Here is a 19,204-nt window from a genome sequence, read left to right on the forward strand (position 1 = left end):
TGTTTAAAATGAATGTTTTGTAATGAAATATTAAAAACTCCTGCAGATAAAATAAATCAGCGTTATTCGGATAATAAGAAAATAAGTATTGAAAAACTAGACTTATAATCAATATCAATTGCAGAATTTAATCTGCAATTCAACACGTGATATTGATTTATACCTAATCCAATCAGGTATCACCTAATTGTGGAGGATAAATCCTCTTGGTTATTTATTAATTATTTATCATATATAAAGATTTTGCAAATAGATTGTGTGTACTTTAAACACGGGGAGAACACCGAAATGTGTTGAATTTCGAAAGAAACCTAAGAATAAAATGGTTTAACATCTATTTGCAGGTGATACTGGAGAATTTAGGATTCTATAGGAATAAGTATAGGACTAAGATAATGCAGATTAAATCCACAATATGTGTTAAATCTACACTAATTTCTATGGAAATTTCAGTTTCCATTATAAATCCTCCAGATTGGATAAGGTATAGAATTAGTACGAATAGTCCAGTTACTTTTAAAATAAATTTCAAAATCAACTTTCATCTATCTTACAGCAAGGATACCTCGACCTCTTTAGGTTTAGGAGGAATTGCTGCCCTCCAATCTACTAACCAACCTTTAATAGGTTCCAATAATTTTAATCGTTTGCTACTGACTCCTTGGCTAATTACAGTGCCGTCAAATTTTTTCAGTTGGAAGTAACCGCTACTGCGTTTGCCTGTGATAAAACAAACCGTATTATTATACATTACTTTATCAAACCTTCTGAATCCGTTAACGATGTAGGGTGATTGGTTGCGTTGTCGTATGCCTCCTTTTCCTGGTTTGGTTTTATGGATTTGACGGTTATGTCTTCTGACTTTGCGATATAGGAATTCGACATTGGATTGTTCTGCATTGAAATTATGGCTGATTACATATGCATCATTGCAATGAGACTTGCTCATGCCTAGTTTTTCGCGAGTGTATTTAGTCAGATAACCGAAAGTTTCAAAAACATTATCAAACTCATTTTTAAGCAATTCCACCAATCTTTTCCTCATGATGTTCATGTGAGAAGCATGATGAAATGATTTTACTTTCTTGTTGAATTTTATTTCGTTTTTGTGTATTTTTTCGTGGCATTCTTTGCATAGTGTTGTGAGGTTTTCCATGCTATCTGATCCTCCGTGGCTTCTAAATCGTATATGATGAACATGTAATTGAGTATTTTGTGCTCCACATATTTGACAAGTGTAATTGTCTCTGCTTAAAACTGCCGCTTTAACATTATAAAAACCCATAGCATCACCCTGCTGATACTCCACTCCTTGTATATCCGGATTTTTTAGTTTATGCGGATCAAATTCAGCAGTCTCCACAATAATGTTTTCCACAGGAATAAATCCGCAGACCTTTTTAATGATAGTTAGATGACTTTCAATTTTATGTTGGATGCTGGGTGTCAATTTTCCTTTTTTTCCACGGTTATTGAATCTTTTAGGTCGATATCTTAATTTTCGGGTTCGGCGACTTCTGCGCAGGCTTTTTCGAGACTCCAATAATTTAGGAATGTCCTGGCGCAATTCAACTGTAGCTTTAAATAATTCCTTCTGTTGTGTTGTTGCAGACAATCCTATATATCTGCTTCCGGCATCAACACCCAGATTAACCGGCTGTCTATAACCGCTACTACCATACAGCAATTGTATGGTAAAAGGCGTGCGATTTACTACTTTTGCTTTACATTCTTTTAATAATAATCTTGCTTTTCTTGGTTTACAAGGCATCAAAGCCTCACCATTCTTGTTTAGTACGTAAACTAACATGTAATGTTTACCTCCTATTCCTGAGTAAAGTTATCCCTCGACAATGTTATCCCAAGGTTTTTTTGTGGACAGCACCGTTCCTACCATCTCAGAACTTTTAACCATACCACCGTAGAGCAGCAGACTGGGATTAAACATCCACTGGTACCTATAATATTATTCTTGAGTAACGTAGACCCCATTTATGGGTCATTGTCTATTAAACTAGTGGATTTTTCCAGAAAAATTCTAGAAAATCCACGGCTTCTACAAAGCCGTGGTAGTTTAATTAATTCCTCCTAATTCAAGAGTTAATCATTACATTTAATTAGATTTAATCACTATATAAAGTTTTTCAAGCTTTATAAACTCTTTAAATTATATTTAAACATCAATATTGTATTCTATTTAAAAAATTGCTTTGATTTTGTAAATTTTAATATATTCAAAATATATAATTTAAATCATGAAAACCTGGAAAAAACATTTTGAAGGTAAAATTTTAATGTCTGGTTCATATCAATGCCTCCGAAATTTTTTCAAGCGTATTTTTGAAATTGTCATACTCTTCGCTGCCAATTATCTTTTTAATTTGTTCATCCCACTCGTCATCATAATCCATTACCTTTTGAGCGGTCTTGACACCTTTGGCTGTGATTTCTATTCTTTTTGTTCTTTTGTCGGGAATCCTTTTTATGAATCCCTTCTCTTCGAGCTTTTTAAGGTTTCTTGTTATTGTACTTTCATTGAGACGAAAGCTTTTGGCAAGTTCCTCCTGTATGATTCCTTCATTGAAGTATATTGAAATCAACAGCGGATAAAGGCCAAAGCTTAAATCATCGTCTTTTGTCTTTTCATTCAGGTATTTTGCGTGTTCCCTGTAAAGTATGGAGATGAATGGAACTGTTGGGGTGTCTTCATCAAACATTTTCCGCCCCTCTAATCAGTCTGTTGACGTAAAGTTCAATGCATGCGTAACATATAAGCGAACCTATTCCTCCGCCCAAAAGCATTCCGCAGTAGATTCCGAACTCTCCCATGTGGAATGTGAAACCCAGAAGGTATGCAAAAATAAGCACAAGTATGAATTCCCTGAATGTTGTAAGGACAAGTGATATTGTTCCCTTTCCGACGCCCTGGAAAACGTTACCTGCACTTGCTCCGAAAGGAACGTATAATATGAAAAGACACATTATCTGCAGAAAGCTTGCAATCAAAGGCTCCAGCTGGGCACTGCTTTCTGAGTATGAGAAAATGAAAGCTATCTGATTTGCAAAGACATAAAGGATAATGCACACTATTATTGATGCAATCAGTGCAACTTTAACGGCATATCTTGCTGTAACTCTCAGGTTTTCATATTTGCGTGCTCCATATGCAACTCCCGCAACTGATATTGCCGCTGTTCCAACGCCGATTGCCGGAAGCATTCCTACATTAACTATTCTCCATCCTGCTGTATAAACGGCTACAGCTACAGGGCCTGAGACTATTGTAAGCATGTAGTTGACAAATATTGTCAGGACGGATAATACCAGCTGCTCAAGGCTGGCGGGGATACCGACAACCAGAATGTCCTTGTACATTCCAAAGTCATTGTGGAAATCCTTCAGACTGTATGAAAGGTATGTGTCCTTTTTAACGAATATCCAGTAAAACATTAAAAGCAGACTTATCAATGGTCCCAGTACTGTTGCCCATGCGGCTCCCTGGATTCCCATCCCGAATGTGTAGATGAAAATCGGATCCAAAACCATATTGATTATTGCCGCTAAAGCTATTGGTATTGTAGCTCTTTTGATGTCTCCTTCTGCCCTGAATGCTCCTCCTACAATAGGCGGCATCAGAAGGGCAAATGTCCCGGCGAATATGATTAAACCGTAATCCATCGCATAGTTTATCACGCTTGATGCACCCATCATGTTAAGCATAGGCTCCAGCAACACAATAAAGACAATTGAAACGGCAACTGAAAAGATAAAGCTTAAAATAAGATTGTGTATTGCCGCATTGTTTGCTGAGGCCCGGTCCTCGGCACCGATGAATCTTGATATAAGTGAATTTCCACCGGCTCCAATTCCGTTTCCAAAACCTACCATAATCATGAACAGTGGTGTAATGTATCCGAGTGCTGCCAATGGGTCTGCACCGAGTCCAGCCACCCAAATACTGTCAATAATATTGTTTAAAAAAATCAAAAGCATACTGCCGATAATCGGTAAGGATAGCTTGTTGATTGCTTTTTTAGGGTCTCCTGTAATCATTTCAACGTTTTCATTTTTCTCCATACTATACCTCTCTTGCATATGCAACTATACTCTTGTATATGCAAGTGTTAATATTTAAAGGTATTGATGAACATGAAGTATAATTTATGTAAAAAAATAAGAGGGTTAGAGAGGGAATCTCTAACGTTTAACTTTCAAACTTGTTTTTATTGTGTCTTTTGAATAAGTGATTGACACGGTATATGTTTTACCAGCTTTAAGTTTCTTTAAATCAGCTTTTTTAATGGTAATCTGTACAATTCCTTTGGAATTGGTTTTTCCAGAGTAGGTCTTGCCGTTCACTTTGAATTTGACTACCTTATTTTTCAAAACAGTTTTGCCTTTAAGGGTAGCTTTCAATACTAATTTTGAAGCTGATTTTTTGACGTTGACTGTTTTTGCTGATGTCAGGATCTGTTTTACCTGAAGTGTGTTCTTAACGCTTTGTCCTGCATAGGTCACCACAATTGTGTATTTGCCCGGTGTTATTGTGTTTGGAATGGTAAGTGTTGCATAACCGTTCTTATCGGTTTTCACAGTGAATGTTTTGGAACCGACTTTAATGGTTACAAATTTACCTGCACCGACAAATTTACCGTTATCATCAACAATGCGTACACGGTATTTGGTTCCGTCATCGTAGAACATGTTGACGTTTTTGTTTTCTTTAAATCTGGAGAGGATATTTATTTTTATTGTAAGCACTTCACCTGTAATAGGGTTGGTAAGTGTCAGTTTGTGTGGTTCCGATGCTGGTTCCTAGGCTAACCTCAATGGAAAGTTCTCCTTTGCTGTTTGTTTTGGCTTTGCCTTCCGCCTTATTGTCAAATTTGTATTTGACTTCAACACCTTCAAGTTCATTGCCCCAATCATCTATAAATGTTGGAGTAATTGTTAATAACGTATTGTATCCAATAGTTATCTCATCAGGAATCTGTATTGTGTTCAATATTTCAACATGGCTTACTACTGATGTTCCGTTTGCCGGTGTGACTAATGCATATGTTCCAGGTTTTAAAACAATTCCGAAATCTGCTTCGCCATTTTTAACAGTGGCATTGGCGATATCCTTGCCGTTCTGTTTTAAGGTCAGTGTTGCACCTTCATAATCACTGTATACATTGAACTGATTGAATTCGGAGTAGTATTGCTTAATGCTTTCAATCATTGTCGGATTTTCAACAGTATATGCTTTAATGACTGTAAGGAAATAGTCAGATGTATCTTCCATTCCTGTACCGATATCAATGTATGAGACACCTTTTTGGAAAATCATTCTTGACGCTTGAAGCGCAGGTGCACTATCTGATTTGATTTTAACGGAAAATTTGTCGCCCTCTTCAATTAGGACATGCTGGTTTAATTTGATTGTATTGAATCCTGCATGTGTGGATTTTCCGGATTGTGAGTACATTTCAGTGTTGTTCACATAGACTGTGATGGTGTAGTCCATATCCGCCTTTTCGAAGTAGGTTCCGACAGCACCAACAAGATCCTCATCGAGGGAGGTGTACATGTTCATGTATTCGCCCTGTCCTTTTTTAAAGTAATAGTATGTCTGGGAAAATCCGCAGACATCATATTGGTAAAGTTTATTGTATAGTTCGGTGTTGTTTATGATAAATCCGATTGCATATATACCTACTTTAAGGGAATTGTCACAGTATGATAAATAGAAGTATCCGTCATCTCCCCATTCGGTTCCCCAGCTGTTTTTACAAATCCAGGCACCGTTTTGCGGAGGTGTGATTTTAAAGTTGTCTGCAGAATAGTTATCATCCCAACCGACTAGGGTAACGTAATGGTTTCCGCTTATGTCGCCGTTATAGTACATTGCATGAGTGTCTGGATTATAATATGGTGTATCTTTATCGGCTCCGTAAACAAATAAATCCAAAGCTCCATATTTTGTTAAGGCATCTTTTAATTCGGATTCGGATGAGATATTGGCAAAGACAGCATCCACGACATGATATGCATTTTCATCAAATATGATTGGGGATATTTTACCAAGTTCATCATATTCATCGTTTTCAGCTGAAACAGCTCCTAACCATCCAAGGAAATATCCGACAGCAGTCGAGTAGGTTCCACCTTCAACGTTTGTAGGATCTCCGTAGCGGGAGTATCTAAGTCCTAAATTTTGAATATTGTTTTCGGAAATGTCCAGGGTGATGTTTGTTGCGATTAAAAATGCTGATTCAAAAGCACCGGTAATACCGAATGCCCAGCAGGATCCCATACTGCCCTGATCTCTGACTGGGGTTACCAATCCCTGTTTTGCAAGGTTAAAGTAAGAGTCGCTAGGTGAACCTTTAATTGTTAATGGATTTAAAACAATCTGTTTTCCTTCATAAGCTACATATGTTGCAATGTATTCCTCATCAAGGACAACCTTATCCCTTGCGAACCTGTTGTTCTTTTGATATGAGCCTTCATTGTCATAGTAGGAAAAGATTGCCTCGCCGTTGTTTGCAAAATCACAGTTTTGGATTATATAGAAACTGTCATAAATGAAAATAGCCCCGCCTTTGCTTGCATTGTTTTCAGTAAAAGTATTGTATTTACATTCTAATCCTTCATAATCAACAAATAAGGCTCCTCCTTCAAATAAAACTGCAGTGTTATTTGTAAAATTGCATCCTCCAACAAATGTGCTTGCATTGGAAGTGTAAACCGCTCCACCGCTGACCCATGCCAAATTGTTTTTAAAGGTGGAATATGTAATGTCTAATGCACCGCCCAGCTGCAGTATTGCTCCTCCAAACATTGATGCGCAGTCAACAAACTCGGAGTTGTTTACTATAACATTGCCCTGAGCACCGTTTGTGCCTCCAATATCAAGATAAAGCGCTCCACCGTTCTTGGCTGACATGGAATTAATGAATTCACAATCCTGAATAACGGTTTTGGTCGGTTTTCCCAGCTCATTATCTCCTTTTATTGCTATTGCTCCTCCTGTGAGGTTTGCACAAAGGTTGATGAATTTTGATTTTTTAACTGAGGTTAAATAATTGTTATAAATTGCAGTTGCATATTTTGAGGTTGTATTTGCAAAAACGCTGTCTTCAATTGAAATGTTGGATTCGTAGCCAAACACCATCGCCCAACCGACGGGAATGCTGTTTATAAACAAATCGTTTGTCCCGTCAAATTTACTGTTAACCAGTAATATTGAAGATCCCCTTGGAGCATAATTGTCCAGATATTTATCTCCAGTGCTTGTAATGGCACTATCACGGGCATATATGGCTCCAGCTCTTTCTGTAGCATTGTTTTTTTCAAAAGTCACGTTAATTGTATTTAATGTTGCATGGTTAAGGGTTATTGCAGTGCTGTTGCAGTTCCTGATGATGAGATTTTTTAAGGTGACTGTGGAATTGGCTATTTCAAAAAGACCTGCACTGCCACTTCCGTCAATTACATGATTGTTTCCTTCGAAAACGTAATTTAAACTAGAGTTTTTAATGACAATTTTGTTTTGCGTGTCAGTTGTTGGATTAAATTTGTAGTCATCTTTAATGTCTATTGTAGGTGATGAAGACGAATTAATCAAATTCGATAAATCATCGTAGGTTTTCTCACCGGCGGATATGACATCGCTGTCGGTTGCGCCTAGTGTTTAGTTGTCGGCATCTTCAGCGCAGACCGCACCGATGGAAAACACAAATAGAATCAATAAGATGACGCTTATCTTATAAAATTTCAAAATATCTTCTCCATAATTTATTTTTTAAAATAATCTCTTGTAATTATAATTTATATGATAAAAAGTATTTTAATATTTTCTGATTTTGGTTCAAGGGGTGTAATAAGATGAGTTTTAAAAAAAATAGGATAATTTGTAGATAGTTACAAATTATCTTTTTGAAATTAGTCCTGTGCAGACTGGAGTATTGAAACGAGTGTTGCTTCATCAGGAGCAAATATGTGAATCACTTTTCCGTCTTCAATGTAGTCGAATGCGACTCCTCCATCGTATTCTTCATACCATCCGTCTTCATCTGCAAGTTTTTTGGCTGTAGCATTTTCAGATGGAGTGTATGTGTCGTCATCAAGTTCGGTGTTGCCAAAAATGACACTTACCAATACTCTTTCATCGCCTTTGTCAAATGCTGCAGTTGATATTTTCAAACCGTCACTGTTATAGTCTTCGCCTACTTTTTTGGCGGTTTCGTTTTCCTTAAATCCGTCAGGGATGGTGAATTTGAATCCCTGGATTGTCAATTCATTGTTGTTGACTTGCACAGATCAGCCATCAGAATTGGTGCTGTCGCTAGTGGAAAATTCAAAGTTCTAGCTGTCATCAGCACTTACGGCACTGATGGAGATGCATACTGCAAGTAACAGTACTCCTATCATTAAGATTTTTTTGTTCATTTTTTTCACCGTAACATTGTAATTGTCAATTTATCTATATATTACATCTTAAATTTAAATATTTTTAAATACATAATTAAATACAATAGGAGAATTTACTATGAAAGTTTTAGTTGTTGGTACTGGTGCTCGTGAACATGCTATTGCTGATGCACTTAAAGATGATGTGGATTTATACTGTTATATGAGTAAGATAAACCCTGGAATGAGCAAAATTGCAGAATTCAGACAAGGTGATGAAGGGGAAGTTGAAAAGGTGGCTGAATATGCCCTTGAAAATGACATTGACATTGCATTTATCGGACCTGAAGCTCCGCTTGGAAAAGGAATCGTGGATGAACTTCAAAAGAACGGAATTCCATGCGTCGGACCGACCCAAAGCGCAGCCAGAATCGAAACCGATAAGTCATTCATGAGAAAGCTGTTTGAAGACTATGAAATCGAGGGGTCATTGGTCTATAAGGTATTCGATAACTCCAAAGACGTATCTGAATTTTTGGATGAATTTGACCGTGATGTCGTTGTAAAGCCGGTCGGTTTGACAGGCGGTAAGGGAGTTAAAATAGTCGGAGACCACCTTAAGGACAATGAGGAAGCAAAAGAATACTCATGTGAAGTAATTGACAATGTAATGGGTGGATTTGCTCAAGTAATTATTGAAGAAAGATTGATAGGTGAGGAATTTACCATCCAGGCATTCTGTGACGGTGAACACTTGGCTCCAATGCCTGCAGCACAGGACCATCCTCACGCATTTGAAGGCGACGTCGGTGCAATCACCGGAGGTATGGGATCATACTCTGATGTCGGCGGTCTGTTGCCGTTTTTAACTCAGGATGATTATGACAAGGCAGTGGCAATCATGCAGGAAACCTTAAAGGCCATTGCAAAAGAGGCAGAACCGTACAAAGGTATACTGTACGGTCAGTTCATGCTGACCGCAGACGGACCTAAACTCATTGAATACAATGCAAGGTTCGGAGACCCTGAAGCAATGAACGTATTGCCTTTACTTAAAACTCCTTTGGCCGATGTTTGTAAGGCAATTGTCGACGGAAATCTCGATTCAGTGGAATTTGAAGACAAGGCCAGTGTGTGCAAATACATCGTGCCTGACGGCTATCCTGAAACAGAACATGCAGGAGAGCTTATTGAAGTGGATGAGGCTGCCATTGAGAAGATGGGTGCAAAAGTATTCTATGCAGCTGTTTCACAGGAAGATGACGGAATTCACCTTTCAGGCTCAAGGGCATTGGGCATTGTAGCTAGTGGAGAATCCATTGAAGAGGCTGAAAAAATAGCTGAAAAGGCATGCGAATTTGTTAAAGGTAACGTTTATCACAGAAGTGATGTCGGTACAGCGGACCTTGTAGCGAAACGTGTTGAACACATGAAAGAAATTTTAAACTAAAATTTCTTCTTTTTTGGTGATTAAAATTAAAAGAGATGTCAATCCCGAAGAGGTAGAAGAGCTCAAAAGAAGCATATATGAAAAGATTGAAGTCATTAAAGAAAACACTGGCAGTGAAAAGGACATCAAGAAATTGGAGAAATTTGACTCCATGTTAAGTTTCACAGAATCCAAATCCTGGGATGATGCCCGAAAAGCTAGACGATATGCCAAAATCGATAAGGGCTTAAGTTACTACCAGCGGTTCAAAATGGCTTTCGAAGGGGATGTCGACATTGATCCGGGACGTTTGATGGGACTTACCGACGGGATTTTTGGAATGGTAATGACCCTTCTGGTATTCGGTATTGCTCTACCTGAACTTCAGATTGCCAGTTATTCTGATTTTGTAGCTTTTATTTCAACATTGACTCCAACAATAGGTGTTACAATCGTCAGTTTTGTATTAATCAGTTCATTTTGGATTTATCATCATGAATTTATCAAGATAAACACTCTAAACATTCCATATTTGTGGCTCAACATAATCTTTCTGATTTGCATATCATTCATTCCGTTTTCCACTTCACTGATTGGAAACTATTCACATTTCTTTTTATCAGAAGCCCTTTTTGGCCTAAACATATTTTTGGCACTGGTTGCATTCTTTTTGATGTACCATTATGCCGACAGAAGAAATTTCCTTGAAGACAATCCGTCCAAGGAAGAGAAAAACCATGTTGTCCACACTTTACTTATTTTAATGGGTCTGACAGTCATTGTCAATCTTCTTGACTTCAACGTTTCAGGCAATTTCATCTATCTGTTTTTGCTTGTCCCGGTAATCTCTACATTCAGGGATATCTGGTTTAAGATGAAATCATAGAAACATTTAATATATATCCTTTACAAATATTCTTTTTTATAACGATAAAAAGGGGAATTATAATGGGCAGTCTGTTATCTGTTTGTGATATTAAAGAGGATGTAGAATATATTCTTGATTTGGCTAGTAAAATTAAGGCGGGAGATGTTGAAGAAAAACCTCTTGAAGGAAAGACACTGGCGATGATTTTCCAGAAGTCATCCACCAGAACAAGAGTTTCTTTTGATGTTGGAATGTACCAGTTAGGCGGAAGAGCCATATTTTTATCTTCAAACGATTTGCAGATGGGTAGAGGAGAGCCTATCCTTGATACAGCTAAGGTCTTAAGCCGTTTCGTTGATGGAATCATGATAAGAGCCATCAAGCACAGCGATGTTGAAGAGCTGGCCCAACATTCAGACGTGCCTGTAATCAGCGGCCTGACAGATTTGGAACACCCCTGCCAAGCCCTTGCCGACGCACTTACAATCAAGGAACATTTCGGAACATTCGAAAACAAAAAGATTTGCTTTGTCGGCGATGGAAACAACGTATGCAATTCCCTTTTATTGATTGCCCCTCTTTTGGGAATGGACATGTCCGTAGCCTGTCCGAAAGGATATGAACCTGATGAGGAAATCCTCAAAACCGCTGAAGAATTTGCAAAACAAAACGGTACAGAAATAACAGTCAGTGATGATATAGGCATAGCATTGGAAAATGTTGATGTGGTATACACAGACGTTTGGGTAAGTATGGGTGATGAGGCCGAAGCAAAACAAAGAGAAATTGATTTTGCACCGTTCCAGGTTAATTCCGATTTGATGGCGCTTGCAAATGACGGAGCCATATTCATGCACTGTCTGCCTGCAATCAGAGGCCAGGAAGTAACTTCCGATGTTATTGACGGACCTCAATCCGTGATTTATGATGAGGCAGAAAACAGAATGCACGCCCAAAAGGCTGTTTTATATTATTATCTAAAATAAACCTATTATTGCAAAAACAATGAAGATTCCAATCAAACACAGACAGCAGCCGATCCAATCAGAACTGTCATTGCTGGAGGATGAGCTGTCCTGGTGGGTATTGTTGTTTGATGATTGATTTTCAATTATCTCTACTTTTTTAACTGTTTCTTCCTTTCTTAAAACTGCTCCACAGTTTTTGCAGTATGTAGCTTCGTCAGGATTGTTTTCACCACAATTATAGCAATACATTTGTAATCATCCTCAAAATTATTTTCATGAATATTATCAGACCGATTCCACCAATAAAACCGGTTATGAATCTTATGGGATTGGTGCTTTCCCTTGGACCGAAATACTGTGTTACGCCATCAACTGTCACGGGTATGAGAAGAATCATTGAAATGATGAGCATATTCAAATCATAACCGTGTGTGTAAAAGTGATTCCAGATTAGATACACGATTAGTGCGGTATAAAATCCTGTGCATCTTGCACAAACCGGAAACTGATGGCCTTTGATGAAAAAACTTCTCTCGGGCTTTTGATGGCATAGGTATTTTCCAATGTTCATTTTATCATTTTTTAATATTTTAAGATAATTATATATATTTTTGTATTCATATCTAATTGTATAATATATAAAAAGGTTTTTAAAATGAGAGGCGGAGAAGCGATAATAGAATCCCTCAAGAATATGGGGGTAGACACAATATTTGGTTATCCTGGCGGACAGACCATACCATTCTATGACATGCTGTATGATGCGGACATCAATCATATACTTGTCAGGCACGAACAGTGCGCAGCTCATGCGGCAGACGGATATGCAAGGGCTTCAGGCAAAGTTGGTGTGTGTTTGGCAACATCCGGTCCGGGCGCAACTAATCTTGTAACAGGTATTGGAACTGCTTTTATGGATTCTTCTCCAATAGTGGCAATTACCGGACAGGTTCCTACTCATCTGATTGGAAATGACGCATTCCAAGAAGCAGACATTATTGGAATCACAATGCCTATAGTTAAACATTCATATCAGCCTAAAGATCCTGATTTGATACCTTCCATTGTCAAAACCAGTTTTGAAATAGCAAGGACAGGAAGGCCGGGACCGGTTTTAATCGACGTTCCCAAAGAGGTTCAGGAAGGCGAACTTACAAAATTTGACGATTCATTAATTCAGACACCCGGATATAATCCTACTACAAAAGGAAATATCAGACAAATTAAAAAAGCTCGTGATTTGATAAAAGAAGCTAAAAGACCATTAATTTTAGCAGGTGCAGGTGTAATCATATCCAATGCATGCTACGAGTTAAAGAAATTGGCTTACACAATCAACGCTCCGGTCATGACTTCCCTATTGGGTAAAGGAGCTATTGATGAGACTGACGATTTGGCTTTAGGAATGCTTGGCATGCACGGGCGAAAAGTATCAAACGATTCAATAAATGAGTCTGATTTGTTAATAGCTATCGGTATCAGGTTTTCAGACAGGACAACCGGCAGACTCGACAGTTTCGTTCCCGATACTAAAGTCATTCACATTGATATAGATCCTGCTGAGATAGGCAAGAATGTAGATGTTGATTTGCCTATTGTAGGTGATGCCAGAAACGTATTGTCATCATTAAATAAGCTTTTAAATGATTATAAGGCATCTGATGATGTTAATAAATGGTCAGACATGATTAAACAGAGAAAACAGGATTTGCTTCCAAGGGTAACTTATGATGATGTTCCGCTTAAACCGCAAACGGTCATAAAGGAAATTTCAGAGGTATTGACTCCTGAATCTATCCTGACAACCGATGTAGGTCAAAATCAGATGTGGGCGGCACATTTCTACGATACCCAAAAACCGCGCAAGTTCATATCCTCAGGCGGTCTGGGCACTATGGGATTCGGATTCCCGTCAGCAATCGGTGCCAAAATAGCTTGTCCTGATGATACTGTTGTTTCAATAAACGGTGACGGCGGATTTCTGATGGTGTGTCAGGAACTGGCCACTGTTCGTGAATATGATATACCTGTTATAGCAGTTGTTTTAGAAAACAGAACTTTGGGAATGGTATATCAGTGGCAAAGTCTCTTGTATAATGAAAGACACTCACAGACACTGCTTGGAAACAGTCCTGACTTTGTTAAATTGGCCGAAAGTTTCGGCGTCAATGCAGTTAGAATTACAAAACCGGGTGAGACCAGAGAAGCTTTAAAATCAGCTATTAAAGACAATGAACCTATATTGCTGGATGTTGTTGTAAATCCTGATGAACTGCTTCCGATGCTTCCTCCTGGAGCTGGAATCAATGAGATGATTGGTGAATATAAACTTGAAAAGGATGTGATTTAGATGGCTCTTGAATATCACGTTATTTCCACACTGGTTGAAGACAAGCCGGGTGTTTTACAGAAGGTGGCAGGCCTATTTACAAGAAGAGGTTTCAACATTGACAGCATCACTGTTGGGGAATCCGAAGTGGAAGGATTGTCCCGTATGGTTATTTCAGTGCATGCCGATAAGAAAGGACTGGAACAGGTCACCAAACAATTGAATAAGTTGGTTGACGTTATCAAGATTAAAGATATTACTAATAATGCCGTAAAGAGGGAATTGTGCCTGATTAAGGTTAACATTCCTAATGAAAAGGCAAGAGCAGAAATAATGCAATATACTAATATTTTCAGGGCAAAAATCGTTGACGTTTCAGAGGAAACACTGATGATTGAGCTGACTGGGGATATGGAAAAGATAAATGCATTCGTATCTTTATTGAAAGGTTATGGAATCAAAAAGATTTCAAGAACCGGCCTTACCGCAATGGCAAGGGGAGTATAAAAATGACTATATTGGAAAACGTTTTGGAAGATAATAAGAAGTTTGTTGAAAATTTTGAAGGCGAAGAAATGTCCCACCATGCTCAAAAGAAGTTAGCTATCCTAACATGCATGGACTGCAGACTGATTGACTTTTTTGAACCAGCATTAGGCCTTGAAAGAGGAGATGCAAAAATTGTCAGAAATGCAGGAAATTCAATCGTAGGTGAGGATGCAATCAGATCAATCGGTGCAGCGCTTTACAACCTGGGCTGTGAAGAGGTACTTGTTGTAGGCCACACTGAATGCGGTATGGCAGGTGCAGATGCTGAAGCACTAAAAGAAAAGATGCTTGCCCGTGGTATTGCCGAAGAGGACATTGCAAAATATGACCTTGCAGCATGGATTGGCGGATTTGAAGACGAAGAGGAAAACGTCAAAAATGTCGTTGAAAAAATCAAAAACCATCCGTTGATTCCTGATGTGCCTGTGCACGGTCTTATAATCGACATCGTAACCGGTGAGTTGAAAGTTTTAGTAGATGGTTACTAATCATCTATTCATTTATTTTTTTTAGTATTCCATAACAATCAGGATTTTGTCTGCAGAATCCCAGTTATAATTATCATATAATTGATTTTCCAGTTTTTTCTCTTTTTCAAATGATGTTTTTTCTCCAAAAGAGGTGAAAATACCCACTTCCAAGATTAATTCTGTCTCATTAAATTTAATTTGGAGTTTATCGTGGGGAAATTCTTTTTTAATTAAATTTGGCAAATCAAAAATGATTTTTTCAAGCTCGTTATCTTTTTTGATGAAAGAATATATCTTATTAGGATTATCGCCGTGTATTTTGAAGTTATCTCCAATTAATTTTAAAAGATTTGTATTCTCAAATTGAGGTTCACTATTGGGTGCTGCTGCTCTTTTGACATTTTTTATTGTGATTTTCATTTTTCACATCAATTATTTTTTAAAAGATGTAATTAGGGTATATTTTGTCTTTTATTTATATATTTTCTTTCTTGTGAGGTCAATTTTACGAATTAAAAGCAATATTGCGGTGATAGTGTGTATTAATTTTGTAGAAATTACCCACTTTTAAAGTTACTTTTATTAATATTGAAATTCAAACCTATTAAGTGATATTTTATTATATATCTTAATTATTATAGGAGATGATTTTAAATGAAAATGTATTACGATGCAGATGTAAATACTGATGCTTTACAAGGAAAAACCATTGCTGTAATCGGTTATGGTTCCCAAGGTAGAGCACAATCCAGAAATATGGCTGATAGTGGAGCTAACGTTATTGTTGGTTTAAGAGAAAATGGTAGCTCTTGGAATGTAGCAAAAGAAGATGGCATGACTGTAAAAACCATTGAAGACGCAGCTAAAGAAGCAGATATTATTCACATTTTACTTCCTGATGAAATTCAGCAAAGAGTATACAACGAACAAATCGCTCCTTATGTTGAAGATGGAAACACCATTTCCTTCTCTCACGGTTACAACATTCACTTTGAATTAATCAAACCTGATGAAACCGTAAACATTGTAATGTTTGCACCTAAAGGACCTGGATCCATGGTAAGAAGAACTTACGAAGAAGGATTCGGTATCCCTGGACTTGTAGCAGTACAGCAGGATGCAACAGGAGACGCAATGCAACTTGCATTGGGTATGGCAAAAGCATGCGGTTTAACCAAAGCGGGCGTTTTGGAAACTACCTTCCAGGAAGAAACCGAAACTGACCTTTTCGGTGAACAGACCGTTTTATGCGGTGGAATCACAGAATTAATCAATGCAGGGTTCACCACTTTGGTTGAAGCAGGATACCAACCTGAAATCGCTTACTTTGAAACCTGTCATGAAGTAAAACTCATTGTGGATTTAATTTACGAAAAAGGTTTCGCCGGAATGTGGACTGATGTAAGTAACACTGCTGAATATGGTGGTTTAACCAGAGGAAACAGAATCATTACTCAGGAAGCAAAAGACGGTATGAAAGCTGTTTTAAAAGAAATCCAGGATGGAACCTTCAAAAAACAATGGGCTGATGAAAACGCAACCAACGGAGCTAACCTCAAAGAAATGAGAGCAGCTGAAGGTCAAAAAGAAATTGAAATTGTTGGTGAAAGATTAAGAAAAGCTTGTGGATTACAAAAAGACGATTAAGTCTTTTTAATCCTTTTTACTATTTTTTTATTAAATTATTTTTATACAGTGTGGTTATTGTGGTATTTATTGGAATGGACCATGGAACTACTGGAATCTCCTTTTGCATAATGTCTGATGATGGCGAAGTTATCGATGTTTTTAAAATCGGAAGAGAGGAAAGTAAAAAAGGACTTGTTTCAGCAACAGAAGAGCTTGAAAAACGTGTTGATTTTAGTGATGTCAAACTGATGGCAATTACCTATGCGATGGGTGACGGCATAAGCAAAATCCTGCCGACAGATAATGTTGAAAACAGAGGAATCTTATCAATCAACGGAGCCGGTAAGGTTACAGGCGGTGGAACATCAGTGTTTTCAGAGCTGGAACAGCTGGACATAGATTCTATAATGATTCCCGGTCTTCACAAGGATTCTACTTCCTTAAATGAATTGTTTAGGGCGGCCTATTCTCACCAGGCAAGTCCGGAAAAGGTAAGCATTTCCTATAATGCTGTAAAAGAAACAGGATGGTCCAATTTTATTGTAGCAGACATTTCATCAAACAGTGTGGATATCCTAATCGAGGACGGAAAAATCAAGGGAGCTATTGACGCATGTCTTGGTGCAATGGGTATTGTTCACGGTCCTCTCGATTTGGAAATGCTTAGAGACATTGATGAGAATGGCGCATCTGCCAACGGATGCTTTTCACATGCGGGAGCTATTAAGATAGCTGAAATTGATGGTAAAGTAGCCAATATGAAAGATCAGCTTTTGGAAAATTATACTAACGGTGATGAAAAGGCAAAACTGGCTATCGATACCCTGATTATGACAGTTGCCATGGAAATTGCAGGCCTTGATGTGGTATGTGAAAATGAAATTGAAGGAATTGTCCTTACAGGTTCTGTCGGTTCTGCAAAAGAACCATTCAACTTTGAAGATGAAATCAACAGATATTTCAAAAACAAATATGAATTGAAAGTTATTTCAAAAGAATCCGGAGCAATCGGTGCTGCCCAAATAGCGATGGATGTTTTCAATGGTAAAAAGGAAATTTTAGGTATAGAAGTTGATATCTGAACTTCTATTTATCTTCTTTTAGACTTACAAAGACGACGTTTCCGCCTTTGATGGTTTCAAGGCCGTTTTCATTTTCAAGGACAAGATTCAAATAGTTGTCAATTGCAACTACTTTTCCTTCGCTTTGATTGTTATCTCTCAAATCGACACTTACATACTTGTTTTTAAACTGTGCAAAAAGTTTGTTTACATTATCTTTATCAAAACTCATTTTTTCAAATCCTTGAATATTCTACATTAATATTGATGTTTCAACTTTAAATACTTTAATGTTCAAAATAATATCATGGCAATTAATCAATTAGAAAGTAATTTAGAAGCTATTACTCGTACAATAGCACAGTTAAAAAAAGACGGATGCACTGATGAGAAAATTTTAAACGAATTAAGAGAAGAAAGAGAAAAAATACTTAAAGATTTAAACTTATAAGTATTTCAATCCAACCATTCTTTTAACAAACTCATATCTGAAGTTAAATCAAGTTTTAATGGTGTTACTGTAGTTTTTTGTGATTTACGCAGTTCGTAGCCATCACTTCCGGGCTTGTCCAATTCGTACAGTTCACCGCCAATCCAGTAATATGGCTTTCCTCGGGGATCCAGACGGGTATCGATTACTGGAGTATACATTCTTTTTCCCAAATGAACAACCTCAAATTCTTCATTGATTGGATTTTCGGGAATATTGACATTCAAAAGATCAATTCCTTCAGGCAATCCTTTTTTCAATACTATTTTGGCTAATTTTTTAAGCATTTTTCCTGCGAAATCAAAATCTATCTGGTTTTCCCCATTTTCGAATTTTATATGGTCCTGTGTCACTTCTTTTGAAATTGCAATTGTTGGAATGCCAAAGCTTGCAGCTTCAATTGCAGCTCCAAGGGTTCCGGATGTTGTAAGTTCGGCCTGACCAATATTAAACCCGGTATTTATTCCGGAAATCATTATGTCGGGCCTTTCGTCCATAATTTCAAACAAACCTATTGTTACCGCATCGGTCGGGGTTCCGCTTACTCCATAGCCTTTGCTTCCATCCCTCAATGCATGTTCGTTTACCCTCAATGGCTCATATAATGTTAATGCATGACCTATTCCGCTCTGCTGCACTTCGGGAGCAACAACATATGAATCGCATAAACCGTCAACCGCCTTTTTTGCAGCAAGAATTCCAGAAGCGGTTATCCCATCATCGTTACTTATCAATGCTTTCATATATTACTATAAAGTATTGCTTTTTTTAAATAATTTTTGATAGTGATTTTTACACATGGAATGTTTTAAAACTAATTGGTCATATCATCTACTCTTTTTTTTCTTTTTAAAACGGTTCATGATGCATAAACTGCAAAAAATGAGCTGTCAAATCCCTTTTTGCGCTTGAATATTTTTTTACATGCTTTCAGATTTTAGAAAATGGAATGATTTTTCACGTCATAAAAAACTTTAATAATAATTTTAATTATAAAATATAATATTAGAAATT

20 protein-coding genes are annotated in these 19,204 nt (G+C 37.5%); 9 read left to right on the forward strand and 11 right to left on the reverse strand.

Annotation, left to right across the window (positions count from 1 at the left end; translation table 11 throughout):
• Positions 1–550 precede the first annotated feature (550 nt).
• The 6 genes from iscB to Q0W04_RS01110 all read right to left on the reverse strand — a co-directional run bounded on the left by iscB (position 551) and on the right by Q0W04_RS01110 (position 8,304).
• A complete protein-coding gene (gene iscB / locus Q0W04_RS01085; protein WP_298499129.1) occupies positions 551–1,810 on the reverse strand; it encodes an RNA-guided endonuclease IscB in 1,260 nt (419 codons plus the stop codon).
• Positions 1,811–2,303: 493 nt separating this feature from the next.
• Entirely contained in the window at positions 2,304–2,717 is a 414-nt protein-coding gene (locus Q0W04_RS01090; RefSeq protein WP_298499132.1) for a MarR family winged helix-turn-helix transcriptional regulator, read from the reverse strand.
• Complete coding sequence (locus tag Q0W04_RS01095) at positions 2,710–4,077, reverse strand: MATE family efflux transporter (protein WP_298499135.1); 1,368 nt, start codon at positions 4,075–4,077, stop codon at positions 2,710–2,712. Before Q0W04_RS01095 ends, Q0W04_RS01090 begins: the two co-directional genes overlap by 8 nt.
• A gap of 120 nt (positions 4,078–4,197) precedes the next feature.
• A complete protein-coding gene (locus Q0W04_RS01100) occupies positions 4,198–4,761 on the reverse strand; it encodes a hypothetical protein (RefSeq protein ID WP_298499138.1) in 564 nt (187 codons plus the stop codon).
• A gap of 1 nt (position 4,762) precedes the next feature.
• Positions 4,763–7,612 (reverse strand): C1 family peptidase, encoded by a 2,850-nt coding sequence (locus tag Q0W04_RS01105; RefSeq protein ID WP_298499140.1) that lies wholly within the window; start codon positions 7,610–7,612, stop codon positions 4,763–4,765.
• Between the two features lie 317 nt (positions 7,613–7,929).
• On the reverse strand, positions 7,930–8,304 hold the full coding sequence (locus Q0W04_RS01110; protein ID WP_298499143.1) for a hypothetical protein: 375 nt from the start codon (positions 8,302–8,304) through the stop codon (positions 7,930–7,932).
• 232 nt (positions 8,305–8,536) lie between these two features.
• Between Q0W04_RS01110 and purD the strand changes: the two genes are divergently transcribed.
• The 3 genes from purD (at position 8,537) to argF (ending at position 11,680) form a co-directional block, all read left to right on the forward strand.
• A complete protein-coding gene (gene purD / locus Q0W04_RS01115) occupies positions 8,537–9,847 on the forward strand; it encodes a phosphoribosylamine--glycine ligase (protein ID WP_298499146.1) in 1,311 nt (436 codons plus the stop codon).
• 16 nt (positions 9,848–9,863) lie between these two features.
• Positions 9,864–10,712, forward strand: a complete 849-nt coding sequence (locus Q0W04_RS01120) for a TMEM175 family protein (protein ID WP_298499150.1) — start codon at positions 9,864–9,866, stop codon at positions 10,710–10,712.
• 62 nt (positions 10,713–10,774) lie between these two features.
• Positions 10,775–11,680, forward strand: coding sequence for an ornithine carbamoyltransferase (gene argF, locus Q0W04_RS01125; protein WP_298499153.1), 906 nt, complete (start codon positions 10,775–10,777; stop codon positions 11,678–11,680).
• On the opposite strand, the gene Q0W04_RS01130 is transcribed toward argF, so the two are convergent.
• Positions 11,672–11,911: a zinc-ribbon domain-containing protein gene (locus tag Q0W04_RS01130; protein WP_298499156.1), complete on the reverse strand. Its 240-nt coding sequence runs from the start codon at positions 11,909–11,911 to the stop codon at positions 11,672–11,674. The two genes, argF and Q0W04_RS01130, sit on opposite strands and share 9 nt — an antisense overlap.
• Positions 11,898–12,233 (reverse strand): DUF2085 domain-containing protein, encoded by a 336-nt coding sequence (locus tag Q0W04_RS01135; RefSeq protein ID WP_298499159.1) that lies wholly within the window; start codon positions 12,231–12,233, stop codon positions 11,898–11,900. The genes Q0W04_RS01130 and Q0W04_RS01135 overlap by 14 nt, the downstream gene beginning before the upstream one ends.
• 84 nt (positions 12,234–12,317) lie before the next feature.
• Here Q0W04_RS01135 and Q0W04_RS01140 point away from each other — a divergent pair, with 84 nt between their 5' ends.
• From Q0W04_RS01140 to Q0W04_RS01150, 3 genes are read left to right on the forward strand one after another with little or no spacing between them, the layout of a single operon-like run.
• The gene (locus Q0W04_RS01140; protein WP_298499162.1) at positions 12,318–14,012 is read left to right on the forward strand and encodes an acetolactate synthase large subunit; all 1,695 of its coding nucleotides are present in this window, start codon (positions 12,318–12,320) and stop codon (positions 14,010–14,012) included.
• Positions 14,013–14,498 carry an acetolactate synthase small subunit gene (ilvN, locus tag Q0W04_RS01145; RefSeq protein ID WP_298499165.1) on the forward strand — a complete coding sequence of 162 codons (486 nt, stop codon included), beginning with the start codon at positions 14,013–14,015 and terminating at the stop codon, positions 14,496–14,498.
• 2 nt (positions 14,499–14,500) lie between these two features.
• Positions 14,501–15,028, forward strand: a complete 528-nt coding sequence (locus tag Q0W04_RS01150; RefSeq protein WP_298499168.1) for a carbonic anhydrase — start codon at positions 14,501–14,503, stop codon at positions 15,026–15,028.
• 21 nt (positions 15,029–15,049) lie between these two features.
• Here Q0W04_RS01150 and Q0W04_RS01155 read toward each other — a convergent pair whose 3' ends face one another.
• Positions 15,050–15,430 carry a hypothetical protein gene (locus tag Q0W04_RS01155; RefSeq protein WP_298499171.1) on the reverse strand — a complete coding sequence of 127 codons (381 nt, stop codon included), beginning with the start codon at positions 15,428–15,430 and terminating at the stop codon, positions 15,050–15,052.
• A gap of 234 nt (positions 15,431–15,664) precedes the next feature.
• Here Q0W04_RS01155 and ilvC point away from each other — a divergent pair, with 234 nt between their 5' ends.
• Together ilvC and Q0W04_RS01165 are read left to right on the forward strand one after the other, a co-directional pair.
• Positions 15,665–16,657 carry a ketol-acid reductoisomerase gene (ilvC, locus tag Q0W04_RS01160; protein ID WP_298499174.1) on the forward strand — a complete coding sequence of 331 codons (993 nt, stop codon included), beginning with the start codon at positions 15,665–15,667 and terminating at the stop codon, positions 16,655–16,657.
• Between the two features lie 59 nt (positions 16,658–16,716).
• The gene (locus Q0W04_RS01165; protein ID WP_298499177.1) at positions 16,717–17,721 is read left to right on the forward strand and encodes a methanogenesis marker 12 protein; all 1,005 of its coding nucleotides are present in this window, start codon (positions 16,717–16,719) and stop codon (positions 17,719–17,721) included.
• A 4-nt stretch (positions 17,722–17,725) separates the two neighbouring features.
• On the opposite strand, the gene Q0W04_RS01170 is transcribed toward Q0W04_RS01165, so the two are convergent.
• Positions 17,726–17,932, reverse strand: coding sequence for an LSM domain-containing protein (locus Q0W04_RS01170; protein ID WP_298499179.1), 207 nt, complete (start codon positions 17,930–17,932; stop codon positions 17,726–17,728).
• A 75-nt stretch (positions 17,933–18,007) separates the two neighbouring features.
• Between Q0W04_RS01170 and Q0W04_RS01175 the strand changes: the two genes are divergently transcribed.
• Entirely contained in the window at positions 18,008–18,151 is a 144-nt protein-coding gene (locus tag Q0W04_RS01175) for a hypothetical protein (protein WP_165814077.1), read from the forward strand.
• Between the two features lie 5 nt (positions 18,152–18,156).
• On the opposite strand, the gene surE is transcribed toward Q0W04_RS01175, so the two are convergent.
• Complete coding sequence (surE, locus tag Q0W04_RS01180) at positions 18,157–18,933, reverse strand: 5'/3'-nucleotidase SurE (RefSeq protein ID WP_298499182.1); 777 nt, start codon at positions 18,931–18,933, stop codon at positions 18,157–18,159.
• Positions 18,934–19,204 lie beyond the last annotated feature (271 nt).

Source organism: uncultured Methanobrevibacter sp., from assembly GCF_947170395.1.
GTDB lineage: Archaea > Methanobacteriota > Methanobacteria > Methanobacteriales > Methanobacteriaceae > Methanocatella.

Excerpts from the sequence above, each read along its gene's own strand:
- iscB (WP_298499129.1), bottom strand. The coding sequence starts at position 1,810 with ATGTTAGTTTACGTACTAAACAAGAATGGTGAGGCTTTGATGCCTTGT.
- Q0W04_RS01090 (WP_298499132.1), bottom strand. The coding sequence starts at position 2,717 with ATGTTTGATGAAGACACCCCAACAGTTCCATTCATCTCCATACTTTAC.
- Q0W04_RS01095 (WP_298499135.1), bottom strand. The coding sequence starts at position 4,077 with ATGGAGAAAAATGAAAACGTTGAAATGATTACAGGAGACCCTAAAAAA.
- purD (WP_298499146.1), top strand. The coding sequence starts at position 8,537 with ATGAAAGTTTTAGTTGTTGGTACTGGTGCTCGTGAACATGCTATTGCT.
- argF (WP_298499153.1), top strand. The coding sequence starts at position 10,775 with ATGGGCAGTCTGTTATCTGTTTGTGATATTAAAGAGGATGTAGAATAT.
- Q0W04_RS01130 (WP_298499156.1), bottom strand. The coding sequence starts at position 11,911 with ATGTATTGCTATAATTGTGGTGAAAACAATCCTGACGAAGCTACATAC.
- Q0W04_RS01135 (WP_298499159.1), bottom strand. The coding sequence starts at position 12,233 with ATGAACATTGGAAAATACCTATGCCATCAAAAGCCCGAGAGAAGTTTT.
- Q0W04_RS01140 (WP_298499162.1), top strand. The coding sequence starts at position 12,318 with ATGAGAGGCGGAGAAGCGATAATAGAATCCCTCAAGAATATGGGGGTA.
- ilvN (WP_298499165.1), top strand. The coding sequence starts at position 14,013 with ATGGCTCTTGAATATCACGTTATTTCCACACTGGTTGAAGACAAGCCG.
- Q0W04_RS01150 (WP_298499168.1), top strand. The coding sequence starts at position 14,501 with ATGACTATATTGGAAAACGTTTTGGAAGATAATAAGAAGTTTGTTGAA.
- Q0W04_RS01155 (WP_298499171.1), bottom strand. The coding sequence starts at position 15,430 with ATGAAAATCACAATAAAAAATGTCAAAAGAGCAGCAGCACCCAATAGT.
- ilvC (WP_298499174.1), top strand. The coding sequence starts at position 15,665 with ATGAAAATGTATTACGATGCAGATGTAAATACTGATGCTTTACAAGGA.
- Q0W04_RS01170 (WP_298499179.1), bottom strand. The coding sequence starts at position 17,932 with ATGAGTTTTGATAAAGATAATGTAAACAAACTTTTTGCACAGTTTAAA.
- Q0W04_RS01175 (WP_165814077.1), top strand. The coding sequence starts at position 18,008 with ATGGCAATTAATCAATTAGAAAGTAATTTAGAAGCTATTACTCGTACA.
- surE (WP_298499182.1), bottom strand. The coding sequence starts at position 18,933 with ATGAAAGCATTGATAAGTAACGATGATGGGATAACCGCTTCTGGAATT.